This window comes from Aliarcobacter vitoriensis, from assembly GCF_003316695.1.
Classification (GTDB): domain Bacteria; phylum Campylobacterota; class Campylobacteria; order Campylobacterales; family Arcobacteraceae; genus Aliarcobacter; species Aliarcobacter vitoriensis.
Genome location: NZ_PDKB01000011.1, coordinates 15,850 through 37,160, shown reverse-complemented (window position 1 = coordinate 37,160; position 21,311 = coordinate 15,850). Strand labels below are relative to the sequence as shown.

Genomic DNA, 21,311 nt, shown 5'->3' with positions numbered 1-21,311 from the left:
TTTTTTCCTTTGTTTTGGTTTTTCTCGATTAAAATTTCGATAAACTTTAGGATGATTTATCTTAATTTTATATCATTTTATTAATGTTGATATCAACTATTAATAAAAGATAAATAAAATATTAATAAAGTACAACTTAAATAAAGATAAAATTGATAATAGTTATATTATAAGAAAATTTATAAATAAGTTTTTTTATACCATAAAGAAAAGACAAAAAGAGAATATAGATGTTGTTTAAATTTGTTTGAACTAGCTAAAGTATAGATATGTTTTACATAAACATCATTAAACAAATTTGTAGATTTATTTACTTCTAAAATAGTCTCCAATATACCATCTTTAAACTCTTTTTGAAGCCATTCATTGTATGGAGAGTTAAAACCTTTTTTTGTACGGTTTATGATCTCTTGTGGAAGGTATTTTGAAGCTATCTTTTTAAGAAGATATTTATTTGTATCTCCAACTTTTATCTCTGAATTTATACTAAAAACATAATCTATCAAAGTTTTATCTAAAAAAGGTGTATTTATCTGTAAAGAGTTTGCACTTGACAAAGTGTAAACTTTTGTCAAAACAGCATTTGCAACCCAAATTTTTAAATCAAGATAACTCATATTATCAACTGGATCTTGCTTTGGGTTTTCTGTTTTAAATGTAGGAACTTTTTTAAATAATCTTCTTTTTTGTATATCTGTATAAATCTCTCCAAAAGAGTTATAAATATTTTGTTTTTTTACTACTCTTCTTAAATATTCGCTCTCTTTTGTATTGTTTTGTAAAGCAGAGATTATCTCATCTAAAAACTCATTTTGCTCTTTAGATAAAGATTTCTCAAAATTGTAATATTTTAAGAATTTTGCATAATTATCATAACCTAAAAATATCTCATCGCTTCCTTCACCTGATAACAAGCACTTTATATTTTCTTTATTTACTTGATTTAAAAGTATATTTAAAGGCACACTTGCACTATCACTATGCGGTTCATCAAAGATATCAAGTGTTTTAAAAAAATTGTCTATATAATCTTTTTGATTTATGATAACTTCATTATGATTTGATTTTATATGATTTGCTGTAATTTTTGCAAAATCCAATTCACAGTAATTTTTGTATTCACTATAACCTATACTAAAAGTGTTTATTTTTTTACCACTTAGCTTTGTATATATCGAACTGATAAATGAACTATCTATTCCACCACTTAAAAGTGTGCTAGGAGATGATACAAGCCTTTTTTCTATTGAGTTAAATAAAATCTCTTCTAAATCATTTAAAGCTCTATTTTCATCATTTATGGCTTTATATGTCTTGATTTTATAATATCTTTTTTTTATCAACTCTTTTTTAGCTTCAAAAACTAAATATGAAGCCTCTTCAAGCCTAAAAATATCTTGATAAAATGTATCTTCACCAAATGTCGCAAAATATTGTAGATATTTACTCAAAGCAACTTTATTCATATTTGGAAGATAATTTAACTTATTTAATATATTTTTTATAGAAGTTGAAAATAAAAAAGTTCCATTTTTAATATAGTAAAAAAATGGAATATTACCAAATCTATCTCTTGAACAAAAATATAAACTTTTCTTTTTGTCATAAATACAAAAAGCAAAAATACCATCAATCTTATCTAAAAAATCAAAACCAAATTTCGTATAAAAATCTTTTAATAAAAGTATCTCATCATCAAAAAAGAACTCTTTTTTATTATATATTTCACCTTCGAAATATACTTCTAAATCATCAAAATCTTGTTTTTTCATATTTTCACTTTATGTAGTATTCGATTATTTCAATATAAAAATACAAAAAACCAACAAAAAGTACAGAAGATACTAAAATAGTTGCTGCAACATCTGATGGTTTCATATTAAATATTACTGAAAAATTCACATTATTTACAGCCAATGGCACCATAAGTTCCATAATCAGTATAGAAGCTACAAAAGAATTAAGATTTGTAAAATTTAAAATTACAATTAACCCAATAAGTGGTAACAAGATATGTTTTGCAAAACTTATTTGAAAAGATAGTTTCCAAGGCATTGAACTTACTTTTACACTATAAAGATATGTTCCAAATATAAAAAGTTGTGTTGTCAAAGATGTATATGCACCCATTTCAAGTGCTAAATGGATATTATCGCTTATAGGCACTTGATAATAATTTATAAATAAAGCAAAAACAGCAAACCAAATAACTGGTATTTTAAATATAGATTTTAACGAATCAAAAACTGAAAACTTATCTCTTGCAAAAAAATAAATAGAAACTGTGTACATAAAAAATATATTTGCAATATTTATAATGCTTGTATATGGAACTGACTCTACACCAAACAAAGCAATTCCCAAAGGAATTCCTAAATTTCCTGTATTACCTATCAATCCTGTTGCTAAAAAAATATTTTTATCTGTATTTTGGGTAAATACAAATTTAGAGTACAAAAGCATAATAAAAAGTGTAAAAAACATACAAACCAAGAAGAAAATAGGGGACATTACAAATTCATAATCAATAGGAGCTTTTGTTAATCCCCAAACAATTAAAATAGGTTGAAAAAAATAAAGTGAAAGTAAAACCAAAGTTTTTTCATCTATTTGAGTTTTAAACCTTTTCTTTGCGATAAAACCCAAAAAGATAAAAAAGTATATTGGAATAACAGAAAGTATAGCTTCTATTTAATATCCTTAAATCTATAAAACAGTATAAGTAAAAACTTATACTGCAACAATTCCTTTAATCATATAAAAAATTCCAGCTGCTAAAAGTGCTGAAGCAGGTACAGTTATGACCCATGCTGCAACTATCTTTTTAACTGCATCTCTTTTTACGTATTTAGCACCTTTTGCTTCTTTAAAATCTTTTTTCTCTTGTTTTACAATATCTTCGATTTCATCAATTTTCTTAAATGTATCAACAATTTTAATATAAATAGCTTTTGATTTATCTTTTATAAGTTCAAGTCTCACTAACTCTGATTTTAATTTATCTAACTCTTTTTTATGTTTTTTAAATTTTTCTCTAATATCTTGAACATAATTTTTCTCTGTCATATCAAGAGCTTCTCTTAAAAATCCAACCCCAAATACTCCACCTATTGTAATATGTGTTGAAGATACAGGAAGTCCTAATTGACTTGCAACAATAACTGTAATTGCTGTTGCCATCGCTATTGCAAAACCTCTCATTTGATCAAGTTCAGTTATTTCATTTCCAACTGTTTTAATCAATCTTGGTCCATATAAAATAAGTCCAATTACAATACCAATAGCACCAACAAGCATAATCCAAAATGGAATAGATGCACTAGCACCTATCTCACCAGCATTTACAATAGCATCATTTATAGCTGCAAGTGGTCCAATAGCATTTGATACATCATTTGCACCATGGGCAAAAGATAATAGTGCAGCAGCAAAGATTAAAGCAGGTGTAAATAGCTTATTTACACTTGCTCTATCATTTAGTAAAGATGGTAAAGTTTTTTCAATATGTCTTTTAGATATATAATATGCAATAAATGCAAAACCTAAACTTATAATTGAAGCCCCTATAAAACTAACATGTACTAATTGTTTTAAACCTTTTAACATCAAGTAAGTAGAAAAAGCCCAAGTCATAATCGCTATTAGATATGGAACAAATTTTTTAGCTTGTCCTAGCATATCTTCTTTATAAACAATTTTTTTCTTTATGAAGTATAAAAATGAAGCCGCGATAATTCCACCTAAAAGTGGAGAAATAACCCAAGAACTAACAATAGTTCCAAGGCTTCCCCAATTTAATATAGAAATTCCAGCTGCTGCAATACCAGCACCCATAACTCCACCAACAATTGCATGAGTTGTAGAAACAGGTGCTCCAATAGAAGTAGCAAAGTTTAACCAAACAGCACCTGCCAAAAGTCCAGCTGTCATAGCCCAAATAAAAGAATTAACATCTGTAATCGCAGCAGGGTCGATAATACCACTTTTAATTGTATTAACAACATCTCCACCAGCAATAATAGCTCCTGCACTTTCAAAAATAGCAGCAATAATAATAGCCCCAGTTAAAGTTAATGCTTTCGCACCAACAGCAGGACCAACATTATTTGAAACATCATTTGCACCTATATTTAAAGCCATATAAGCCCCAAATATTGCTCCAATAATTAAAAAAGAGTTATCAGGAATAGTTCCGTGTGAAGTGTATGTCCAGAGAAAAACTGCTAAGATAAATAGCAAAGAAAGACTAAATTTTGCAAAACTTGGAAGTGTTTGCTCGGTGGCTTTTTCAAGCGTACTTATTGTTTTAATATCCATATATTTTCCTTATGTAATCATAATGTAATTAAGATATTGTAGTTCAAATTTACTTATTTATTTATTATAGAATCGATATTATTTATTGAAATATATGGAATTTGTGGATATTTTATAAGCGAAAACTGTATTTAATATCATGATAAAAGATAGAGATTAAAAGTGTTACTTTTATTCTCTATTCATAAATGTTATTAATCTTGTTTTCTACTTCTATTAGATGATCTAGGAGGTCTATCTGTATTACTTCTTGGTGGTCTTGAAGATGATGAATTTCTATTTCTACTTCTTCCTCCACCATTTCCATAATCTCTATCTCTTCCACCTCTGTTTCTATCTCTACCTCTTGATGATCTTCTTCTATCATCTCCTCTATCTCCACCTTTAGAAATCATTTCTACCAATTTTTGAAGATCAACTTCGCTTTTACCTATATTATTATTTCCTTTAACATAAGTTTTTGAGGCAATAATTGAAGCTAATTTAAAAGCAATTGTAGAGATATCAAACTCATCTTTTAAACTCTCAACAATATCAATAGCATAATCTTTCACTTCTTGATTTATGATATCTGATTTAAGTTCATCAATCTTTTTTTGTTTTACAGTTGAAATATTTGGAACAACTTTAGACTCAAGTTTTGTACCTATACTTTTTTCGATTCTTTGAAGAGTTTTAAACTCATGTGGAGTTACAATAGATACAGCAACACCATCTTTTCCAGCACGTCCAGTTCTTCCTATTCTATGTACATATGATTCACTATCAAATGGTAAATGATAGTTAAATACGTGTGTTACATCGTTTACATCAAGTCCTCGAGCTGCGACATCAGTAGCAATTAGAATTTCTAATTTTGAAGATTTAAAAGCTCTAATAGCTTCTTCTCTTTGTTTTTGTTCCATATCACCATGAAGTGCTTTTGCCATAAAACCTTGAGATACTAAAAAAGTTGATAATCTATCTACATCTTTTTTTGTTCTACAAAAAATAATAGATTTTTTTGGATTTTTATAATCAAAAAGTCTAATAAGAGCATCATCTCTTTCTCTTTCATCAACAACATAAAAAGTTTGAGTGATGTTTGAATTTGTCATATCTGCTTTTGTGATAGTTATAAATTCTGGTTCATTTAAAATTGTTTTTGCTAAATTTTTTATAGCTACTGGCATAGTTGCTGAGAATAAAAGTGTTTGTCTCTCTTTTGGAAGATATGTAAAAATTTCTTTAATATCATCTAAGAATCCCATATCAAGCATCTCATCTGCTTCATCTAAAATAACAAATTTTGGTTTTACTTTTATTTGTTCATTTCTTAATAAATCAAGAAATCTTCCAGGAGTTGCAACTATTACACTTGCATTTTCAATAAGTTTTAGTTGTCTTGTATATGATTGTCCACCATAAACAGTTGCAGTATTTAGATTTAAAAACTTTCCAAATCTATAAAGTTCATCTGATACTTGCATTGCAAGTTCTCTAGTTGGAACAATGATTAATGCTTCTGCATTTTTACCAGACAATTTATTTAAAATTGGAAGTCCAAACGCTGCTGTTTTACCAGTTCCAGTATGTGCTTGTCCTACAAGATCTTTTCCATCTAGTATATAAGGAATTGCTTCTATTTGTATTGGACTAGGCTCTTTAAAACCAGCTTCTTCAATCGATTTCTGAAGTTGCTCTTTAAAATTAAAATCTTTAAAAGTCATATTTTACCTTGAATATTATTTTAAATATACACTATTATATAGCTCATAAATGTATAATTAAAAATCATGCAAGTAAGATAGTCTAAAATTTGATATACCAATCAAAGTAGATATATAAATGTGTATAAGTCGGGGCGGATTGTATCTAAGTTTATATTAAGTTTTGCTTTAAGAAAAGGGTTTTTTAACCCAAATTCTTAAATACTGTCTAATCCTCGATAATTTTCAAGGTATTTTGTATCATAGTTGTTTGAAATAAAGTCTTTATTTATCATCATTCTCTTATGGAATGGAATATTTGTTTTTATTCCTTCCACTTCAAATTCACTTAAAGCTCTTTTCATAATATTTATAGCTTTTTCTCTATCTCTTCCCCAAACAATTAGTTTACCAATCATAGAATCATAATGCGATGGAACAACATAATTTGTATATATATGAGAATCTACTCTTACATTTCTTCCACCTGGAACCATCCATTGCGTTATTCTTCCAGGGCATGGAAAAAATGTATTTGGGTCTTCTGCTGTAATTCTACACTCTATAGCATGACCTCTAAACTTAATTGTATCTTGGGCTGGTAATTTTTCACCTTGTGCTACTTTTATCATCCATTCAACTATATCAAGTCCTGAAACCATTTCTGAAACTGGATGTTCAACTTGAAGTCTTGTATTCATCTCCATAAAGTAAATATTTTGCTTATCATCTGCTAAAAACTCAAAAGTTCCTGCACCTTCATATTTCAAATATTTTGTTGCTTTAACTGCAACTTCATGAAGTTTTGCTCTTGTTTCATCATTTAATAATATGGCTGGTGACTCTTCAATAACTTTTTGGTGTCTTCTTTGTAAAGAACAATCTCTTTCACCTATATGAATAGCATTACCATGAGAATCTCCAATAACTTGAACTTCTATATGTCTTGGATTGTTGATAAATCTTTCTAAGTACATTGTTCCATCACCAAAAGCAGCAAGTGCTTCACTTGAAGCTGCCATAAAGTTTTGGTCAAATTCACCTTCTGTTTTTATCAATCTCATTCCTCTACCACCTCCACCAGAAGCAGCTTTGGCCATAATTGGGTAACCAATTTCAAGTGCTATTCTTCTTCCTTCTTCTAAAGTTTTAACAGCACCTTTACTTCCAGGAACAACAGGAACACCAGCTTTTATCATCTCTTCTTTTGCTTTAGATTTATCAGACATTTTTTCCATTACTTCAACAGAAGGTCCAATAAATTTAATATTATGAAGTTTACAAATCTCTACAAAATCTTGATTTTCAGATAAAAATCCATATCCAGGGAAAATAGCATCACAACCTGTCATTTCAGCAGCAGTAATAAGGGCAGGTATATTTAAGTAAGAATCACTTGATTTTGCTCCACCAATACAAATAGCTTCATCAGCATGTTTTAAATATGAAGCATTTTTATCTCCAGCACTATAAACAGCAACAGATTTTTTACCCATCTCTTTTATTGTTCTTATTGCTCTTTGAACTATTTCACCTCTATTGGCTATTAAAATCTTTTTTATTTCTGCCATAATGAACTCTTATATTTTTTCAACAACAAAAATTGGCATATCATATTCAACTGGAGAACCATTTTGAATTAAAATCTCAACAATTTTACAATCAAATTCTGCTTCAACTTCATTCATAATTTTCATAGCTTCTAAAATACAAAGTGTTTGTCCTTTTTTTACTATATCTCCAACTTTTACAAAATCTGGAGATTCAGGAGATGGTGCACCATAATATGTTCCAACCATTGGAGCGTTTATAGTTAATCCATCTTTAGTATTTGATTTATTATCTTCACTCGATACTGCAACAGAAGTTTGTTGAACTGGAGCTGAAACTTGAGCAGCGGTAGGAACAGATTGAACATAAGGAGTCGTAGATACAGTTGTAACACCACTTTCAAATCCTCTTTGCATAGAAATTTCAAAATCTGCTTCTTTAATTCTTAGCTTATTTAGTTCACTCTTATCAAAAACTCTAATTAGCTCTTTAATATCTTTAAAATCCATTTTTTCCCTTTATTCTTATAAAATTTCTCTCATAATATCAAAATTTTTCTAATATTTATATTTTTATTATTAAAAATAAGCTTGATTTAAGATTGTAATTAGAATTCTGTTATAATAAAAAAATTTTATTTTAGGATTACTTTTATGTTAAATGATAGAAGCTTCATAAATATAGCAAAAGAGATAGCACTTGCTTCAAAATGTGTATCAAAACAAGTAGGAGCTGTTATAGTAAAAGATGGTCGAATACTATCAACAGGATATAATGGAACTCCAGCTGGATATATAAATTGTAGTGAGCATTGGAAAGGTGAATATACAAAAGATCATCATGAATGGTCAAAAACTTATGAAATTCATGCAGAAATGAATGCTATTATTTGGGCTGCAAGAAAGGGAATAGCTATAGAAGGTGGAACAATTTATGTAACACTTGAACCTTGTAGTGAATGCTCAAAAAATTTAATTGCAAGTGGAATAAAAAGAATTGTTTATGAAAAATCTTATGAACATACAAATTCTAAAATTATCTCAAAATTCTTAAAAGATAATGGGGTAGAGATAGAACAAATTAAAAATATTTCTGAATAAAAACAAAATATCATAAATTTTTCATATTTTAACTATAAAATAAGTTGAATAATATTTTAAGGAGAAAATATGAAAATTGGTCTGTTTATACCATGTTTTATGAATGAACTGTATCCTAATATTTGTAAAGCAACATACAAACTATTAAAAAATCAAGGTTTAGATATAGATTATCCAATGAACCAAACTTGCTGTGGTCAGCCAATGGCAAACTCTGGATGTTCAAAAGATATAAAAACTTTAGCAATAAATTTTGTTAATACCTTTAAAGATTATGATTATATAGTAGCCCCTAGTGGTTCATGTGTTACTATGGTAAAAGAGCATTATGCAGAATTTTTTCATGATAACAAAGATTACAATAAAGTAAAAACATCAATTTATGAAATTTGTGAATTCTTACATGACATAATCAAAATTGAGAATTTAAAATTTGACCACTCTTTCCCTTATAAAATTGGAGTACACAATTCATGTCATGGGCATAGAGTTTTAAAACTTGCAACTGCTAGTGAATTAAATATTCCATATAACTCAAAATTAAAAAATCTTTTAAATAAAGTCAATGATATTGAAATAGTAACTTTAAAAAGAGAAGATGAATGCTGTGGATTTGGTGGAACATTTAGTGTTCAAGAAGAAGCTATTTCAGTTGCAATGGGAAAAGATAGAGTAAAAGACCATCTTGATTCAAATGCTCAAATCATAACTGGTGCTGATATGTCCTGTTTAATGCACATAGATGGAATAATAAATAGAGATAATACACCAATTAAAGTTATGCATATAACTGAAATTCTTGTAGGAGTTAGACCATGAGTAGTCATAGTATAAATGCAGCCAAATTTGTTGCAAATGATGAAAGAATGCATTGGCATGATGGTGCATTATGGTTTGTAAGAGAAAAAAGAGATAGAGCTAGTAAGTCTATACCTGAATGGGAAACCTTACGAGAATATGCAAATCAAATAAAAACTCATACTATGGCAAATTTGGATAAATATCTTTTAGAATTTGAAAAAAATACAACAGCAAAAGGAATAACAGTTCACTTTGCTTCTGACGCAAAAGAACACAACGAAATTGTTTATAAAATTTTAAAAGAGAATAGTGTAAAAAAACTTGTTAAATCAAAATCTATGCTAACTGAAGAGTGCCACTTAAATCCATATTTAGAAAATCATGGAATTGAAGTAATTGATACAGATTTAGGAGAAAGAATCGTTCAGCTTAGAAATGAACCACCTTCGCATATTGTTCTTCCAGCAATTCACTTAAAAAAATCTGATGTTTCTGATACTTTTCATGAAAAACTTGGAACCCAACAAGGAAACTATGATCCAACTTATCTAACACGAGCTGCACGAGCTGCACTTAGAGAAGATTTTTTAACAGCAGATGCTGGATTAACTGGAGTTAATTTTGCTATTGCAAGTACTGGTGGAGTTGTTGTTTGTACAAATGAAGGAAATGCAGATATGGGAGCTAGTGTTCCAAAACTTCATATTGCTTCAATGGGAATTGAAAAAATCATTCCAAGGCTTGAAGATTTAAGTGTATTTACAAGATTACTTGCACGAAGTGCAACTGGACAACCTGTAACTTCATATACTTCACATTTTCATGCTCCTGTTGAAGATGGACAAATGCATATAGTTATAGTTGATAATCAAAGAAGTCAATTTTTAAGTTCAGAAAAAAATAAAAAAGCATTAAATTGTATTAGATGTGGTGCTTGTATGAATACTTGTCCTGTTTATAGAAGAAGTGGTGGTCACTCTTATGAATATGTAATTCCTGGTCCTATTGGTTCAATTTTAGGAAGTGTAAAAGAACCAGAAAATCATAATAGTTTACCATTTGCTTGTACATTATGTGCTTCATGTACAAATGTTTGTCCAGTGAAAATAGATTTAGATTCACAACTTTACAGTCTAAGACAAGATTTAGGGAAAATGAACCTAATTGATAGCAAAAAACAAATGGCTATGAAAGTAACTGCTTGGTTTATGAGTAAACCAGCTTTATTTGATTTTATGGGTAAAATGGCAAGATTTATAGTTCCAAAACTTCCAAAATCTATAATTTATAATAAATTTAATGCTTGGGGGAAACAAAGAGATTTACCAAAATTCCCTAAAAAAAGCTTCAAAGAAATGTTTAAAGATGGAGATTTAGATGACTAGTAAAGAAAAAATTTTAAACTCTATAAAAGAGAACAATTTAGTAAAAGATGTGAAACTTCCATCTTATGAAAATTTTGGTATCAAATTTGAAAACAGATTTGAAACATTTTCTACAATGCTTGAAAGTGTTGGAGGTAAAGCTTTACTAATTTCAAAAGAGGATTTAGACAAAACAATAAAAGAGATATATCCTGAAGAAAAAGTAATTGCTTCGAATGTAGATTTTTGTAGTTTAGGAAACTTTGATTCAAATTCACAAGAAGATACTCATAATCTAAAAGATATTGATTTAGCAATTGTAAAAGGAAATTTTGCAGTTGCAGAAAATGGTGCTATTTGGATGAAAAATGAATCAAATAGACATAGAGCTTTATATTTTATTGCACAAAATATTGTAATTGTAATAGATGAGAATGAAATAGTAAATAATATGCATGAAGCTTATGAAAAACTTAACTTTGAAAAAGCTGGATTTGGTGTCTTTATCTCTGGACCTTCAAAAACTGCTGATATTGAACAATCACTTGTTATTGGAGCACATGGACCAAAATCTGGTTATGTAATTTTTATCAAATCTTGATATAATCGCTAAATAGGAGAGAATAATGAAATATTTTTTACTATTTAGCATACTTTTTTTAAGTTTTCTAAATGCAAATGAAAACAAAGAAGTATTATTAATCCACTCTTATCATAAAGGATATGCTTGGACTGATGATATTTCAAAAGCCATTGAGAACAACTTTTCAAAACACGAAAATATTGAACTTACAACTGTTTATATGGATACAAAAAGAATAGATGATAAATCATATTTAGAAAATTTATCAAAATTATATAAAGAACAATTTTACAATAGAAAATTTGACTTAATAATCATAAGCGATAATAATGCTTTTGATTTTATTAAAGATTATTATGAAGATTTGTTTAAGGGAATTCCTATTTTATTTTGTGGCTTAAATGACTATACAAAAGAGCGTTTAAATTCTCTACCTTTTAAAGATGTTTCAGGGGTTGCTGAAGCTGTGGATATTGAAAATAATTTTGAACTAATTTCAAAACTACATCCAAATATACAAAATCTTTTAATTATAAATGATAAATCAATAACAGGTTTAGCTGTAAAAAAAGATTTAGTCAAAATCATGGAAAAATATAAAGAAAGATTTAGTATAGAATATACAGACAATCTTGAAATAAATGATTTAAAGCAAAAAGTATCAAATCTTGAAAAAGGGAAAAGTGCAATTTTATTTGTTCTACTTTTCAAAGATACTACAGGAAAATATTTTACACATAAACAAAGTTTTGAACAAGTAAGAAAAGTGAGTGAAGTTCCTATTTATGGTCTTTGGGATTTTTACTTAAATAGTGGAATGGTTGGAGGATTATTAACATCAGCAGTTGCACAAGGACAAACTGTATCAAATATGGCAATAGAAGTATTAAATGGTAAAGATATAAAAGATATTCCAGTACTTGAAAAATCACCAAATCTTTATATATTTAATTATGATGAATTAAAAAGATTTAATCTTAATATCTCAAAATATATCGAAAACCCTATAATTATAAATGAACCAAGTTCCATATATAAAGAACATAAAAACTTTTTTATTATTACAATTCTTACAATTTCCCTATTAAGTATAATTGTTGTTATTTTAAAAGCAAATATTAAAAGAAGAGAAAGACTTGAACGAGAACTTTCAAATAGAATAGAGTTTGATAAAGTACTTCTTGATACTATTCCAAATGCTATTTATTACAAAAATATAAATGGCAATTTTTTGGGATGTAATAGTGCTTTTGCATCTTTAGTAAGTTCTACAAAAGAAGAGGTTATAGGTAAAACTGCTTTTGATTTTTTTCCAGAAAATATTGCAATTCAAAATATAAAAATTGATAAAGAAGTACTAAAAACTTTTACTACTATTAGTTCTGAGTTTACTTTTTATACTCCATCAAAAGATATGAAACATATAATTTTAAATAAAGCAGCTTACAAAAATATAGATGGAACTATTGGTGGAATTGTTTGTATAATGGATGATATGACTGAAAGAACTCAACAAAGACAATTCTTAATTCAACAAACAAAACTAGCTGAAATGGGTGATATGATATCAGCAATTGCCCATCAATGGAATGAACCTTTGGTTGAATTATCAGCACTTGTTCAGGATATTCAGACTTCTTATTTGCTAAATGAATTAAAAAATAGTGATGTAGAAAACTTTGTAAATGACTCTATGATACAGATAAAATATATGTCAAGAACTTTGAATGATTTTAGAAATTTTTTAAAACCATCAACAAAAAAAGTCCTTTTTTCTATTTCTAAAGCATTTAATGAAATAAACGAAATCATAGGAAAACAAGTTTTTTACTCAAACATAAATATGAATTTTAACTACAAAAATACAAATGAAGAACTTTTAATTTATGGCTATGAAAATGAATTTAAGCAAGTTCTATTAAATATTATAAACAATGCAAAAAATAAAATTGTTGAAAAAAACATACCATTTAATAAAAAAGCTAAAATAGATATAAATATTCAAAGATGTGAAAACTGTAATATGATAGAAATAATAGATGATGCAGGTTCTATTGATGAAAAAATCATAAATTCAATTTTTGAACCATATTTTACAACAAAAGAGAATGGAATGGGACTGGGGCTTTATATGGCAAAAATAATAATTGAAGATAAAATGAAAGGTACAATAAGTGTTAGAAATAATGGGAATTGTGCTATTTTCTCAATAAAACTTCCATTTAAAGAGTTATAAATGAAAATATTACTTTTAGAAGACAATAAAAAACTAAATGAGACTATCACTAAAAGATTGAAAATGAAAAATTATAATGTAATATCTTTTACTGATGGAGCTATTGCTTATGAAAAAATTACAGATGGCTTTTCATGTTTTATATTGGATATAAATGTTCCGAATATTGATGGTATAAATATCCTAAAAAAAATTAGAGAATTTTATGAGATTGTTCCAGTTATTATAATAAGCGCGAGTGTTGAACTAGATATAATAAAACAATCTTATGATTTTGGCTGTAATGACTATTTAAAAAAACCTTTTTTTATAGATGAACTAGAAATAAAAATAGAAAAACTTTGTAAAATTAAAAATAATAAAATATGTTTTGATGAAAATTCATATTTTGATTTTATATCTTCTACAATAATTGTAAATAATGAAGAGATTAGATTAACAAAAAAAGAGAAGCTCCTTATAAATTTATTTCTTAGTAAACAAAATCAAGTCATTACTTATGCACAAATAGAGAACTATGTTTGGGAAGGAAATTTTGTAACTTTAGATTCAATAAGAAGCTTAATAAGAAGATTAAGAAAAATTTTAGATAAAGATTTTATTCAAACTGTTGTGGATACTGGTTATATTTTTAAGAATATTTAACCAATTGTTAATTAAAAATCATATAAATCTCATATCTTTCTATTAATATCATTTTTATGATTTTAATTAAGGAGGTTTGTATGCAAACTTGGCAACAAGTATACGCACCAATAGGTGACAGTTTAGTTCTATCAGCACTTGTAGCACTAATTCCTATTGTTTTTTTCTTTTTGGCACTTGCTGTATTTAGGATGAAAGGACACTATGCAGCAATCATTACATTAGCTTTATCAATGGTTGTAGCAGTTTTTGCATTTGAAATGCCAGTTAATATGGTATTCTCATCAGCTAGTTATGGTTTCTTATTTGGTTTATGGCCAATTGCTTGGATTATTGTAGCATCTGTATTTTTATACAAGTTAACAGTAAAAAGTGGTCAATTTGAGATAATTAGAAATTCTATTATCAAAATAACTGAAGACCAAAGAATTCAAGTTATTTTAATTGGTTTCTCATTTGGAGCATTTTTAGAAGGTGCTGCTGGATTTGGAGCACCTGTTGCTATTACAGCTGCAATTTTAGTAGGACTAGGATTTAAACCGCTATATGCAGCAGGATTATGTCTTATTGCAAATACAGCACCTGTTGCCTTTGGAGCACTTGGAGTTCCAATCATTGTTGCAGGGCAAGTTACTGGAATTGATGCATTTACAATTGGAGCAATGGCAGGAAGACAACTACCTTTACTATCTTTAATTATTCCTTTATGGCTTGTTGCTATGATGGATGGTTGGAAAGGAATTAAAGAGGTATATCCAGCAGCATTAGTTGCAGGAGCTAGTTTTGCTGTATCTCAATATGTTACTTCAAACTTTATAGGTCCTGAATTACCAGATGTTACTTCAGCGATAGTTTCTATTGTTGCAACAACAATTTTCTTAAAATACTGGCAACCAAAAAATATCATGAAAACAGTAGAATTAGGTGATGTTGTTCAATCTACATACTCAACTGGTCAAATAGTTAAAGCATGGTCACCATTCCTTATACTTTCTGTAATTGTTACTATTTGGACAACTACTTGGTTTAAAGCTTTTTTTGCAAAAGGTCAAATTTTAGAAAGTACTATTTTTAAATTTGAGTTTTCAGCTATTCATAATATGATATTTAAAATGCCTCCTATTGTTAGTGAGCCTAAAGCATTTGATGTTGTATATACATTTAATCCTATTTCAGCAACAGGTACTGCTATTTTCTTAACAGCAATTATTACTTTGTTTATATTTAGATTAAATATATTAACAGCTATAAAAACAATGGGAGAAACTCTTTTTGAATTAAAATGGGCTATTGTATCAATCGGTATGGTTTTAGGATTTGCATTTGTTATGAACTATTCAGGTATGTCTTCAACTATGGCATTAGTTTTAGCAAATACTGGCTTCTTATTTCCATTCTTCTCACCATTCTTAGGTTGGCTTGGAGTATTCCTAACAGGATCAGATACTTCATCAAATGCACTTTTCTGCGGATTACAACAACAAACTGCTCAACAATTAGGATTAAATGAAACATTAATGGTTGCAGCAAATACAACTGGTGGGGTAACTGGAAAGATGATTTCACCACAATCAATTTCTATTGCTTGTGCATCTACAGGAATTGTAGGAAAAGAATCTGATCTATTTAGATTTACAGTTAAACATAGTTTAATACTTGTTGTTATTATGGGACTTATTACAATGTCTCAAGCATATATTTTTACTTGGATGATTCCATAAAATTATAAATTTATTTAGGCTTTTTGCCTAAATAAAATCATTCTTTTATAAATATCATATTATTATCATTTCGTAAAGTTAAAATTTATACTTTATGAATCTTAGGAGAACTAATATGTTAGAAAGTAAATACCAAAAATTTTTTGATGAGATATCAACAAAAATCTCAAAAGAAAAAATCTTTACAGATAAACTTCATACATTAGCTTATGGAACTGATGCTTCTTTTTATAGGCTAATTCCAAAAGTTGTTATAAAAACAGACAATGCACAAGAAGTTCAAAATATTATTGAATTAGCAAATAATATGAATTTAAGTATTACGTTTAGAGCAGGAGGTACTTCACTTTCAGGACAAGCTATTAGTGACTCTATTTTAGTTATAACTTCAAGAAATTTTTCAAATTTCAAAATTGCAAGTGATGCTAGTTTTATCTCTTTACAACCAGCACTAACTGGAGCTCAAGCAAATGGATTACTTGCACGTTATTCAAAAAAAATAGGTCCAGATCCAGCAAGTATAAATGCAGCTATGATTGGTGGAATTGCTGCAAATAATGCTTCAGGAATGTGCTGTGGAGTTTCACAAAATTCATATAAAACTTTAAAATCAATGAAACTAATTTTTGCAGACGGAACAAAACTTGATACAGGGGATGAAAATAGCAAAAATAAATTTAGAAAAACTCATAAAGATTTTTTAGAAGATTTAAAAAGTTTTTCTAATGAAACAAAATCAAATGAAGAGTTAAGGGAAAAAATTGAGAAAAAATTTAAAATAAAAAATACATGTGGTTACTCAATAAATGCTTTAATAGATTTTGAAGATGAGTTTGAAATTTTACAACATCTCATCATTGGAAGTGAAGGAACTTTAGCATTTATTGAAGAAATTACTTATTACACAGTTGAAGATTTAAAAGATAAAGCAAGTGCACTAATCTATTTTAAAGATATGAATGAAGCCTGTCATGCTGTAACAAAACTAAAACTTGCACGAGATTCTAAACAAATCATTGTTGATGCAGTTGAACTTATGGATAGAGCAGCTTTAAAAAGTATAGAAAATGACCCTGCAATGCCAATATTTATAAAAGATTTCGATGATGAGGTAACTGCACTTCTAATAGAAACACGAGCTTTAAATGATGAAAAACTAAATATTCAAATAAATGAAATTGAACAGTTATTAAAAGAGTTTAGTGTAGAAAGAGATATATATTTTACAAAAGATGAACAAGAATATAATCTTTATTGGAAAATCAGAAAAGGTCTTTTTCCAGCTGTTGGAGCTGTTAGAGTTACAGGCACAACTGTTATAATAGAAGATGTTGCATATCCTATTGAAGTGTTAGCAGAAGCTACTCTTGAACTTCAAGGATTATTTCAAAAATATGGTTATACAGAAGCAATTATTTTTGGTCATGCACTAGATGGAAACTTCCACTTTGTATTCACTCAAGATTTTTCAGATGAAAAAGAAGTAAAAAGATATGATGATTTGATGAATGAAGTAGTTAATTCAGTTGCACTTAAATATCAAGGTAGTTTAAAAGCAGAACACGGAACTGGACGAAATATGGCTGCATTTATTGAAGTAGAGTGGGGTAAAACTGCTTATGATATGATGAAAAAAATCAAAAATTTATTTGATCCAAAAAGTTTATTAAATCCTGGAGTTATAATAAATGATGACAAAGAAGCTCACTTAAAAAATTTAAAAACTCTTCCAGCAACAAATGAGATTGTAGATAAGTGTATCGAGTGTGGATTTTGTGAACCTACGTGTCCATCAAATGAAATAACATTAACTCCTAGACAAAGAATTGTAATCAATAGAGAAATTTCAAGACTTGAATCTATTGGAAATACAAAAGAAGCTAAAGAGTACAAAGAATTATACCAATATGATGGAATAGAAACATGTGCAACATGTAGTTTATGTTCTAGTGCATGTCCAGTAAAAATTGATACTGGTAGTTTGACAAAACATTTAAGAGCAGAACAACTAACTTCTAGTAGTAAAAATATTGCAAATTTTGTAGCAAATAATTTTAGTACAACTTTAGCAGGTGTTCGATTTGGTCTTCATAGTTCTAACTTTATACATAAAGTTTTAGGAACTTCAAATATGCAAAAATTCACTAAATCTTTAAGAAGCTTTAGTAAAAATAAAACTCCTAAATGGTCAGCATATATGCCAAAAGCTATAAACATAAATATAAGTTTTGAGCAAAAAGATAGTGATAAAAAAGTTGTATATTTTCCTTCATGTATTAGTAGAACGATGGGATTGAATAGTGCATCAAAAGAAGAAAAAGAACTTTTTGATATTACAGTTGAATTATTACAAAAAGCTGGTTACCAAATAATCTTTCCTCAAAACCTATCAAATCTTTGCTGTGGAATGCCATTTAGTTCAAAAGGATTTAATGATGCTTCACATACGAAATCAAGCCAATTAGAAGAAGCACTTTTAAATGCTAGTGAATTTGGAGAGTATCCAATTTTATGTGATACAAGTCCATGTACTAAAAAAATGATGGAAAGTTTTTCACATAAATTATCAATTTATGAACCAATAGATTTTGCTTTAACTTTTTTAAAAAATGATTTAGAATTTACACCAATAGATGAAGCTATCACAATTCACACAACTTGTAGTTCAAGAAAAATGGGATTGGAAGATAAGTTTAAAAAACTTGCTTTGATGTGTTCAACAAATGTGATTATTCCTTCAGATGTAAAATGCTGTGGATTTGCAGGAGATAGAGGATTTAATTTCCCTGAACTCAATGATTCAGCTTTAAGATATTTAAAAACACAAACAGATGGTGCAAAAATGGCATTTTCTACAAGTAAAACTTGTGAGATAGGTTTAAGTGAACACTCTGGACTTGATTATAACTCTATTTTTTATTTAGTAAATCAAGTTACAAAAGCTAAGAGTTTATAGTTCTTTATTTATTCAAAACTTTATATTTACAATTTTTTTGGTAAAATATCCCTTTTACCAAAGAAAGGATTTCCAAAATGCACAAATTTTTACTATCTTTAGTTTTTAGCACAGGACTTATCTATGCTTCAACAATAAATGGTATAGCACTAACAGTAAATGAAGAACCAATAACTCTATACGATATAGAACGAACTATGGTTGTAAACAAAATCCCAAAAAATGAAGCTGTTGCTTACTTAATTGACAAAATATTATATGATCAATTAGTTAAAGAAAATGGCATCACAGCTGATATTTTTGAAGTTAATGATTACATTGAAAAACTTGCAAATTCAAATGGAATGGATGTATTTGCTTTTAAAGGAATTGTAAAACAAGAGTATCCAGATTATGAAATTTTTGAAAATGAATCAAAAAATGCAGTTATTAGACAAAAGTTAATATCTAAAATTGTACAAGGTCAATTAGCAATAGCAAATGATGAAGATATGAAACTATATTATGAAAAGAATATAAACAAATACCTTACAGCAAAATCTTTTGATGTTATTCAATATGCTTCAACAAATCGAACAGCTTTAGAAGAGACTATGAGATCTCCAATGAAAGTATCAAATGAGATAAGTAAAACACCTTTAAAACTTGAAAGTCAAAATCTTCAAGCACAACTTCAATATATTTTAAATGGTACAAAACAAAACTCTTTTACTCCAATATTTACTTTTAATAAGCAATATGTAACTCTATTTTTAAAAAGCTCTGAAGGTAAAGTTGCTTTGCCATTTGAAAGTGTAAAACCTAGAGTGTTCAATGACCTTATGTCACAAAGAGAACAAGCATTTTTAAAAGAACATTTTGAAAAACAAAAATTAACAGCAGATATAAAAGTTTTAAGATAAGGATAAAGAGATATGTCAAGTATGTTTGAAGTAATTATAGGATTAGAAGTTCACGCACAATTAAACACAAAAAGTAAACTATTTTGTTCTTGTGCAACAAGTTTTGGAGAAGAACCAAATACAAATGTATGCCCAACTTGTTTAGGTCTTCCTGGAGCATTACCAGTTTTAAATAAAGAAGCAGTTCACAAAGCTATTATGCTAGGAACTGCTCTAAAATCACAAATAAATAAAAAATCAATTTTCAATAGAAAAAATTACTTCTATCCAGATTTACCAAGTGGTTACCAAATATCACAATTTGAAGTTCCAGTTGTAGGTCTTGGAGAGCTTACTATTGATTTTCCAGATGGTAGCCAAAAAACTATTGGGGTTACAAGAGCTCACTTAGAAAATGATGCAGGAAAAAATATTCATAGTGGAAATGTTTCACAAGTTGATTTAAATAGAGCGGGAACTCCTTTACTTGAAATAGTAAGTGAACCTGATATGAGAAGTGCAGAAGAAGCTATTTTATACCTTAAAAAACTTCATTCAATTGTTAGATATTTAGGTATTAGTGATGCAAATATGCAAGAGGGTAGTTTTAGATGTGACGTGAATGTATCTATTCGTCCAAAAGGTGATACAAACTTCTATACAAGATGTGAAATCAAAAATATGAACTCATTTAGATTTATTGAAAAAGCTATTCATTATGAAGTAAATAGACATATTGAAGCTTGGGAAGATGGTGTTCATTCAACTGAAATTGTGCAAGAAACGAGACTTTTTGATACAAATACTGGAGAAACAAGAAGTATGAGAGGAAAAGAAGATGCTGCTGATTATAGATATTTTCCTGATCCAGATTTGCTTCCTTTAATCATTACAGATGAAATGATAGAAAAATATTCAAAAATTCCTGAACTTCCAGATGAGAAAAAAGAGAGATTTGTAAAAAATTATGAAATCAAAGAGTATGATGCGTCTGTTATTACATCATCACTTGAAATGGCAAACTATTTTGATGAGATGATGAAAGAAGGAATTACTGCAAAAAATGCTGTAACATGGCTTACTGTTGAACTTCAAGGAAGACTAAAAGAGGGTGTTACAATCGAGCAATCTCCAATTGAAGCAAAAACTTTAGCAACTTTAGTAAAAAGAATAGAAGATAATACAATTTCTGGAAAAGCAGCAAAAGAAGTTTTAGATTATTTAATGGAAAATCAATCAAATGTAGATGAAGCTATTGAAAAACTTGGACTAAAACAAGTAAGTGATGATGGAGCATTACTAGCTATTATTGATGAAATTTTAAATGCAAACCAAGATAAAGTAGTTGAGTACAAAGCTGGTAAAGAAAAAATGTTTGCATTCTTCGTTGGGCAAACAATGAAAGCTTCAAAAGGTACAGCAAATCCAAATAAAGTAAATGATTTACTAAAAGAGAGATTATCTTAAA

Annotated in this window: 16 protein-coding genes; 10 read left to right on the top strand and 6 right to left on the bottom strand. The window is 28.2% G+C overall.

What is annotated here, in order from left to right; genetic code table 11:
* Window positions 1-179: 179 nt before the first annotated feature.
* The 6 genes from asnB to accB all read right to left on the bottom strand — a co-directional run bounded on the left by asnB (window position 180) and on the right by accB (window position 8,065).
* The gene (gene asnB, locus CRU91_RS07285) at window positions 180-1,772 is read right to left on the bottom strand and encodes an asparagine synthase (glutamine-hydrolyzing) (protein ID WP_113894566.1); all 1,593 of its coding nucleotides are present in this window, start codon (window positions 1,770-1,772) and stop codon (window positions 180-182) included.
* Window positions 1,773-1,776: 4 nt separating this feature from the next.
* Window positions 1,777-2,670: an AEC family transporter gene (locus CRU91_RS07280; RefSeq protein WP_268876313.1), complete on the bottom strand. Its 894-nt coding sequence runs from the start codon at window positions 2,668-2,670 to the stop codon at window positions 1,777-1,779.
* Between the two features lie 60 nt (window positions 2,671-2,730).
* On the bottom strand, window positions 2,731-4,317 hold the full coding sequence (locus CRU91_RS07275) for an inorganic phosphate transporter (RefSeq protein ID WP_113894564.1): 1,587 nt from the start codon (window positions 4,315-4,317) through the stop codon (window positions 2,731-2,733).
* Between the two features lie 194 nt (window positions 4,318-4,511).
* Window positions 4,512-6,026: a DEAD/DEAH box helicase gene (locus CRU91_RS07270; RefSeq protein WP_113894563.1), complete on the bottom strand. Its 1,515-nt coding sequence runs from the start codon at window positions 6,024-6,026 to the stop codon at window positions 4,512-4,514.
* A 197-nt stretch (window positions 6,027-6,223) separates the two neighbouring features.
* Entirely contained in the window at window positions 6,224-7,576 is a 1,353-nt protein-coding gene (locus CRU91_RS07265) for an acetyl-CoA carboxylase biotin carboxylase subunit (RefSeq protein ID WP_113894562.1), read from the bottom strand.
* 9 nt (window positions 7,577-7,585) lie between these two features.
* Complete coding sequence (gene accB, locus CRU91_RS07260) at window positions 7,586-8,065, bottom strand: acetyl-CoA carboxylase biotin carboxyl carrier protein (RefSeq protein WP_113894561.1); 480 nt, start codon at window positions 8,063-8,065, stop codon at window positions 7,586-7,588.
* A 144-nt stretch (window positions 8,066-8,209) separates the two neighbouring features.
* Between accB and CRU91_RS07255 the strand changes: the two genes are divergently transcribed.
* The 10 genes from CRU91_RS07255 to gatB all read left to right on the top strand — a co-directional run bounded on the left by CRU91_RS07255 (window position 8,210) and on the right by gatB (window position 21,310).
* On the top strand, window positions 8,210-8,656 hold the full coding sequence (locus CRU91_RS07255) for a deoxycytidylate deaminase (RefSeq protein ID WP_113894560.1): 447 nt from the start codon (window positions 8,210-8,212) through the stop codon (window positions 8,654-8,656).
* A 69-nt stretch (window positions 8,657-8,725) separates the two neighbouring features.
* Window positions 8,726-9,475 carry a (Fe-S)-binding protein gene (locus tag CRU91_RS07250; protein WP_113894559.1) on the top strand — a complete coding sequence of 250 codons (750 nt, stop codon included), beginning with the start codon at window positions 8,726-8,728 and terminating at the stop codon, window positions 9,473-9,475.
* On the top strand, window positions 9,472-10,842 hold the full coding sequence (locus CRU91_RS07245) for a lactate utilization protein B (RefSeq protein ID WP_113894558.1): 1,371 nt from the start codon (window positions 9,472-9,474) through the stop codon (window positions 10,840-10,842). Before CRU91_RS07250 ends, CRU91_RS07245 begins: the two co-directional genes overlap by 4 nt.
* Window positions 10,835-11,422, top strand: coding sequence for a LutC/YkgG family protein (locus CRU91_RS07240; RefSeq protein ID WP_113894557.1), 588 nt, complete (start codon window positions 10,835-10,837; stop codon window positions 11,420-11,422). Before CRU91_RS07245 ends, CRU91_RS07240 begins: the two co-directional genes overlap by 8 nt.
* 25 nt (window positions 11,423-11,447) lie before the next feature.
* Window positions 11,448-13,640 (top strand): sensor histidine kinase, encoded by a 2,193-nt coding sequence (locus tag CRU91_RS07235; protein ID WP_113894556.1) that lies wholly within the window; start codon window positions 11,448-11,450, stop codon window positions 13,638-13,640.
* Window positions 13,641-14,285, top strand: coding sequence for a response regulator transcription factor (locus tag CRU91_RS07230; RefSeq protein ID WP_113894555.1), 645 nt, complete (start codon window positions 13,641-13,643; stop codon window positions 14,283-14,285). It abuts the gene before it with no gap.
* An 80-nt stretch (window positions 14,286-14,365) separates the two neighbouring features.
* Complete coding sequence (locus tag CRU91_RS07225) at window positions 14,366-16,006, top strand: lactate permease LctP family transporter (RefSeq protein ID WP_113894554.1); 1,641 nt, start codon at window positions 14,366-14,368, stop codon at window positions 16,004-16,006.
* Window positions 16,007-16,121: 115 nt separating this feature from the next.
* A complete protein-coding gene (locus tag CRU91_RS07220) occupies window positions 16,122-18,962 on the top strand; it encodes an FAD-binding and (Fe-S)-binding domain-containing protein (RefSeq protein WP_113894553.1) in 2,841 nt (946 codons plus the stop codon).
* Between the two features lie 77 nt (window positions 18,963-19,039).
* Window positions 19,040-19,864 (top strand): peptidylprolyl isomerase, encoded by an 825-nt coding sequence (locus tag CRU91_RS07215; protein WP_113894552.1) that lies wholly within the window; start codon window positions 19,040-19,042, stop codon window positions 19,862-19,864.
* A gap of 21 nt (window positions 19,865-19,885) precedes the next feature.
* Window positions 19,886-21,310, top strand: coding sequence for an Asp-tRNA(Asn)/Glu-tRNA(Gln) amidotransferase subunit GatB (gene gatB / locus CRU91_RS07210; protein WP_113894621.1), 1,425 nt, complete (start codon window positions 19,886-19,888; stop codon window positions 21,308-21,310).
* The last annotated feature ends 1 nt before the right edge of the window (window position 21,311 follow it).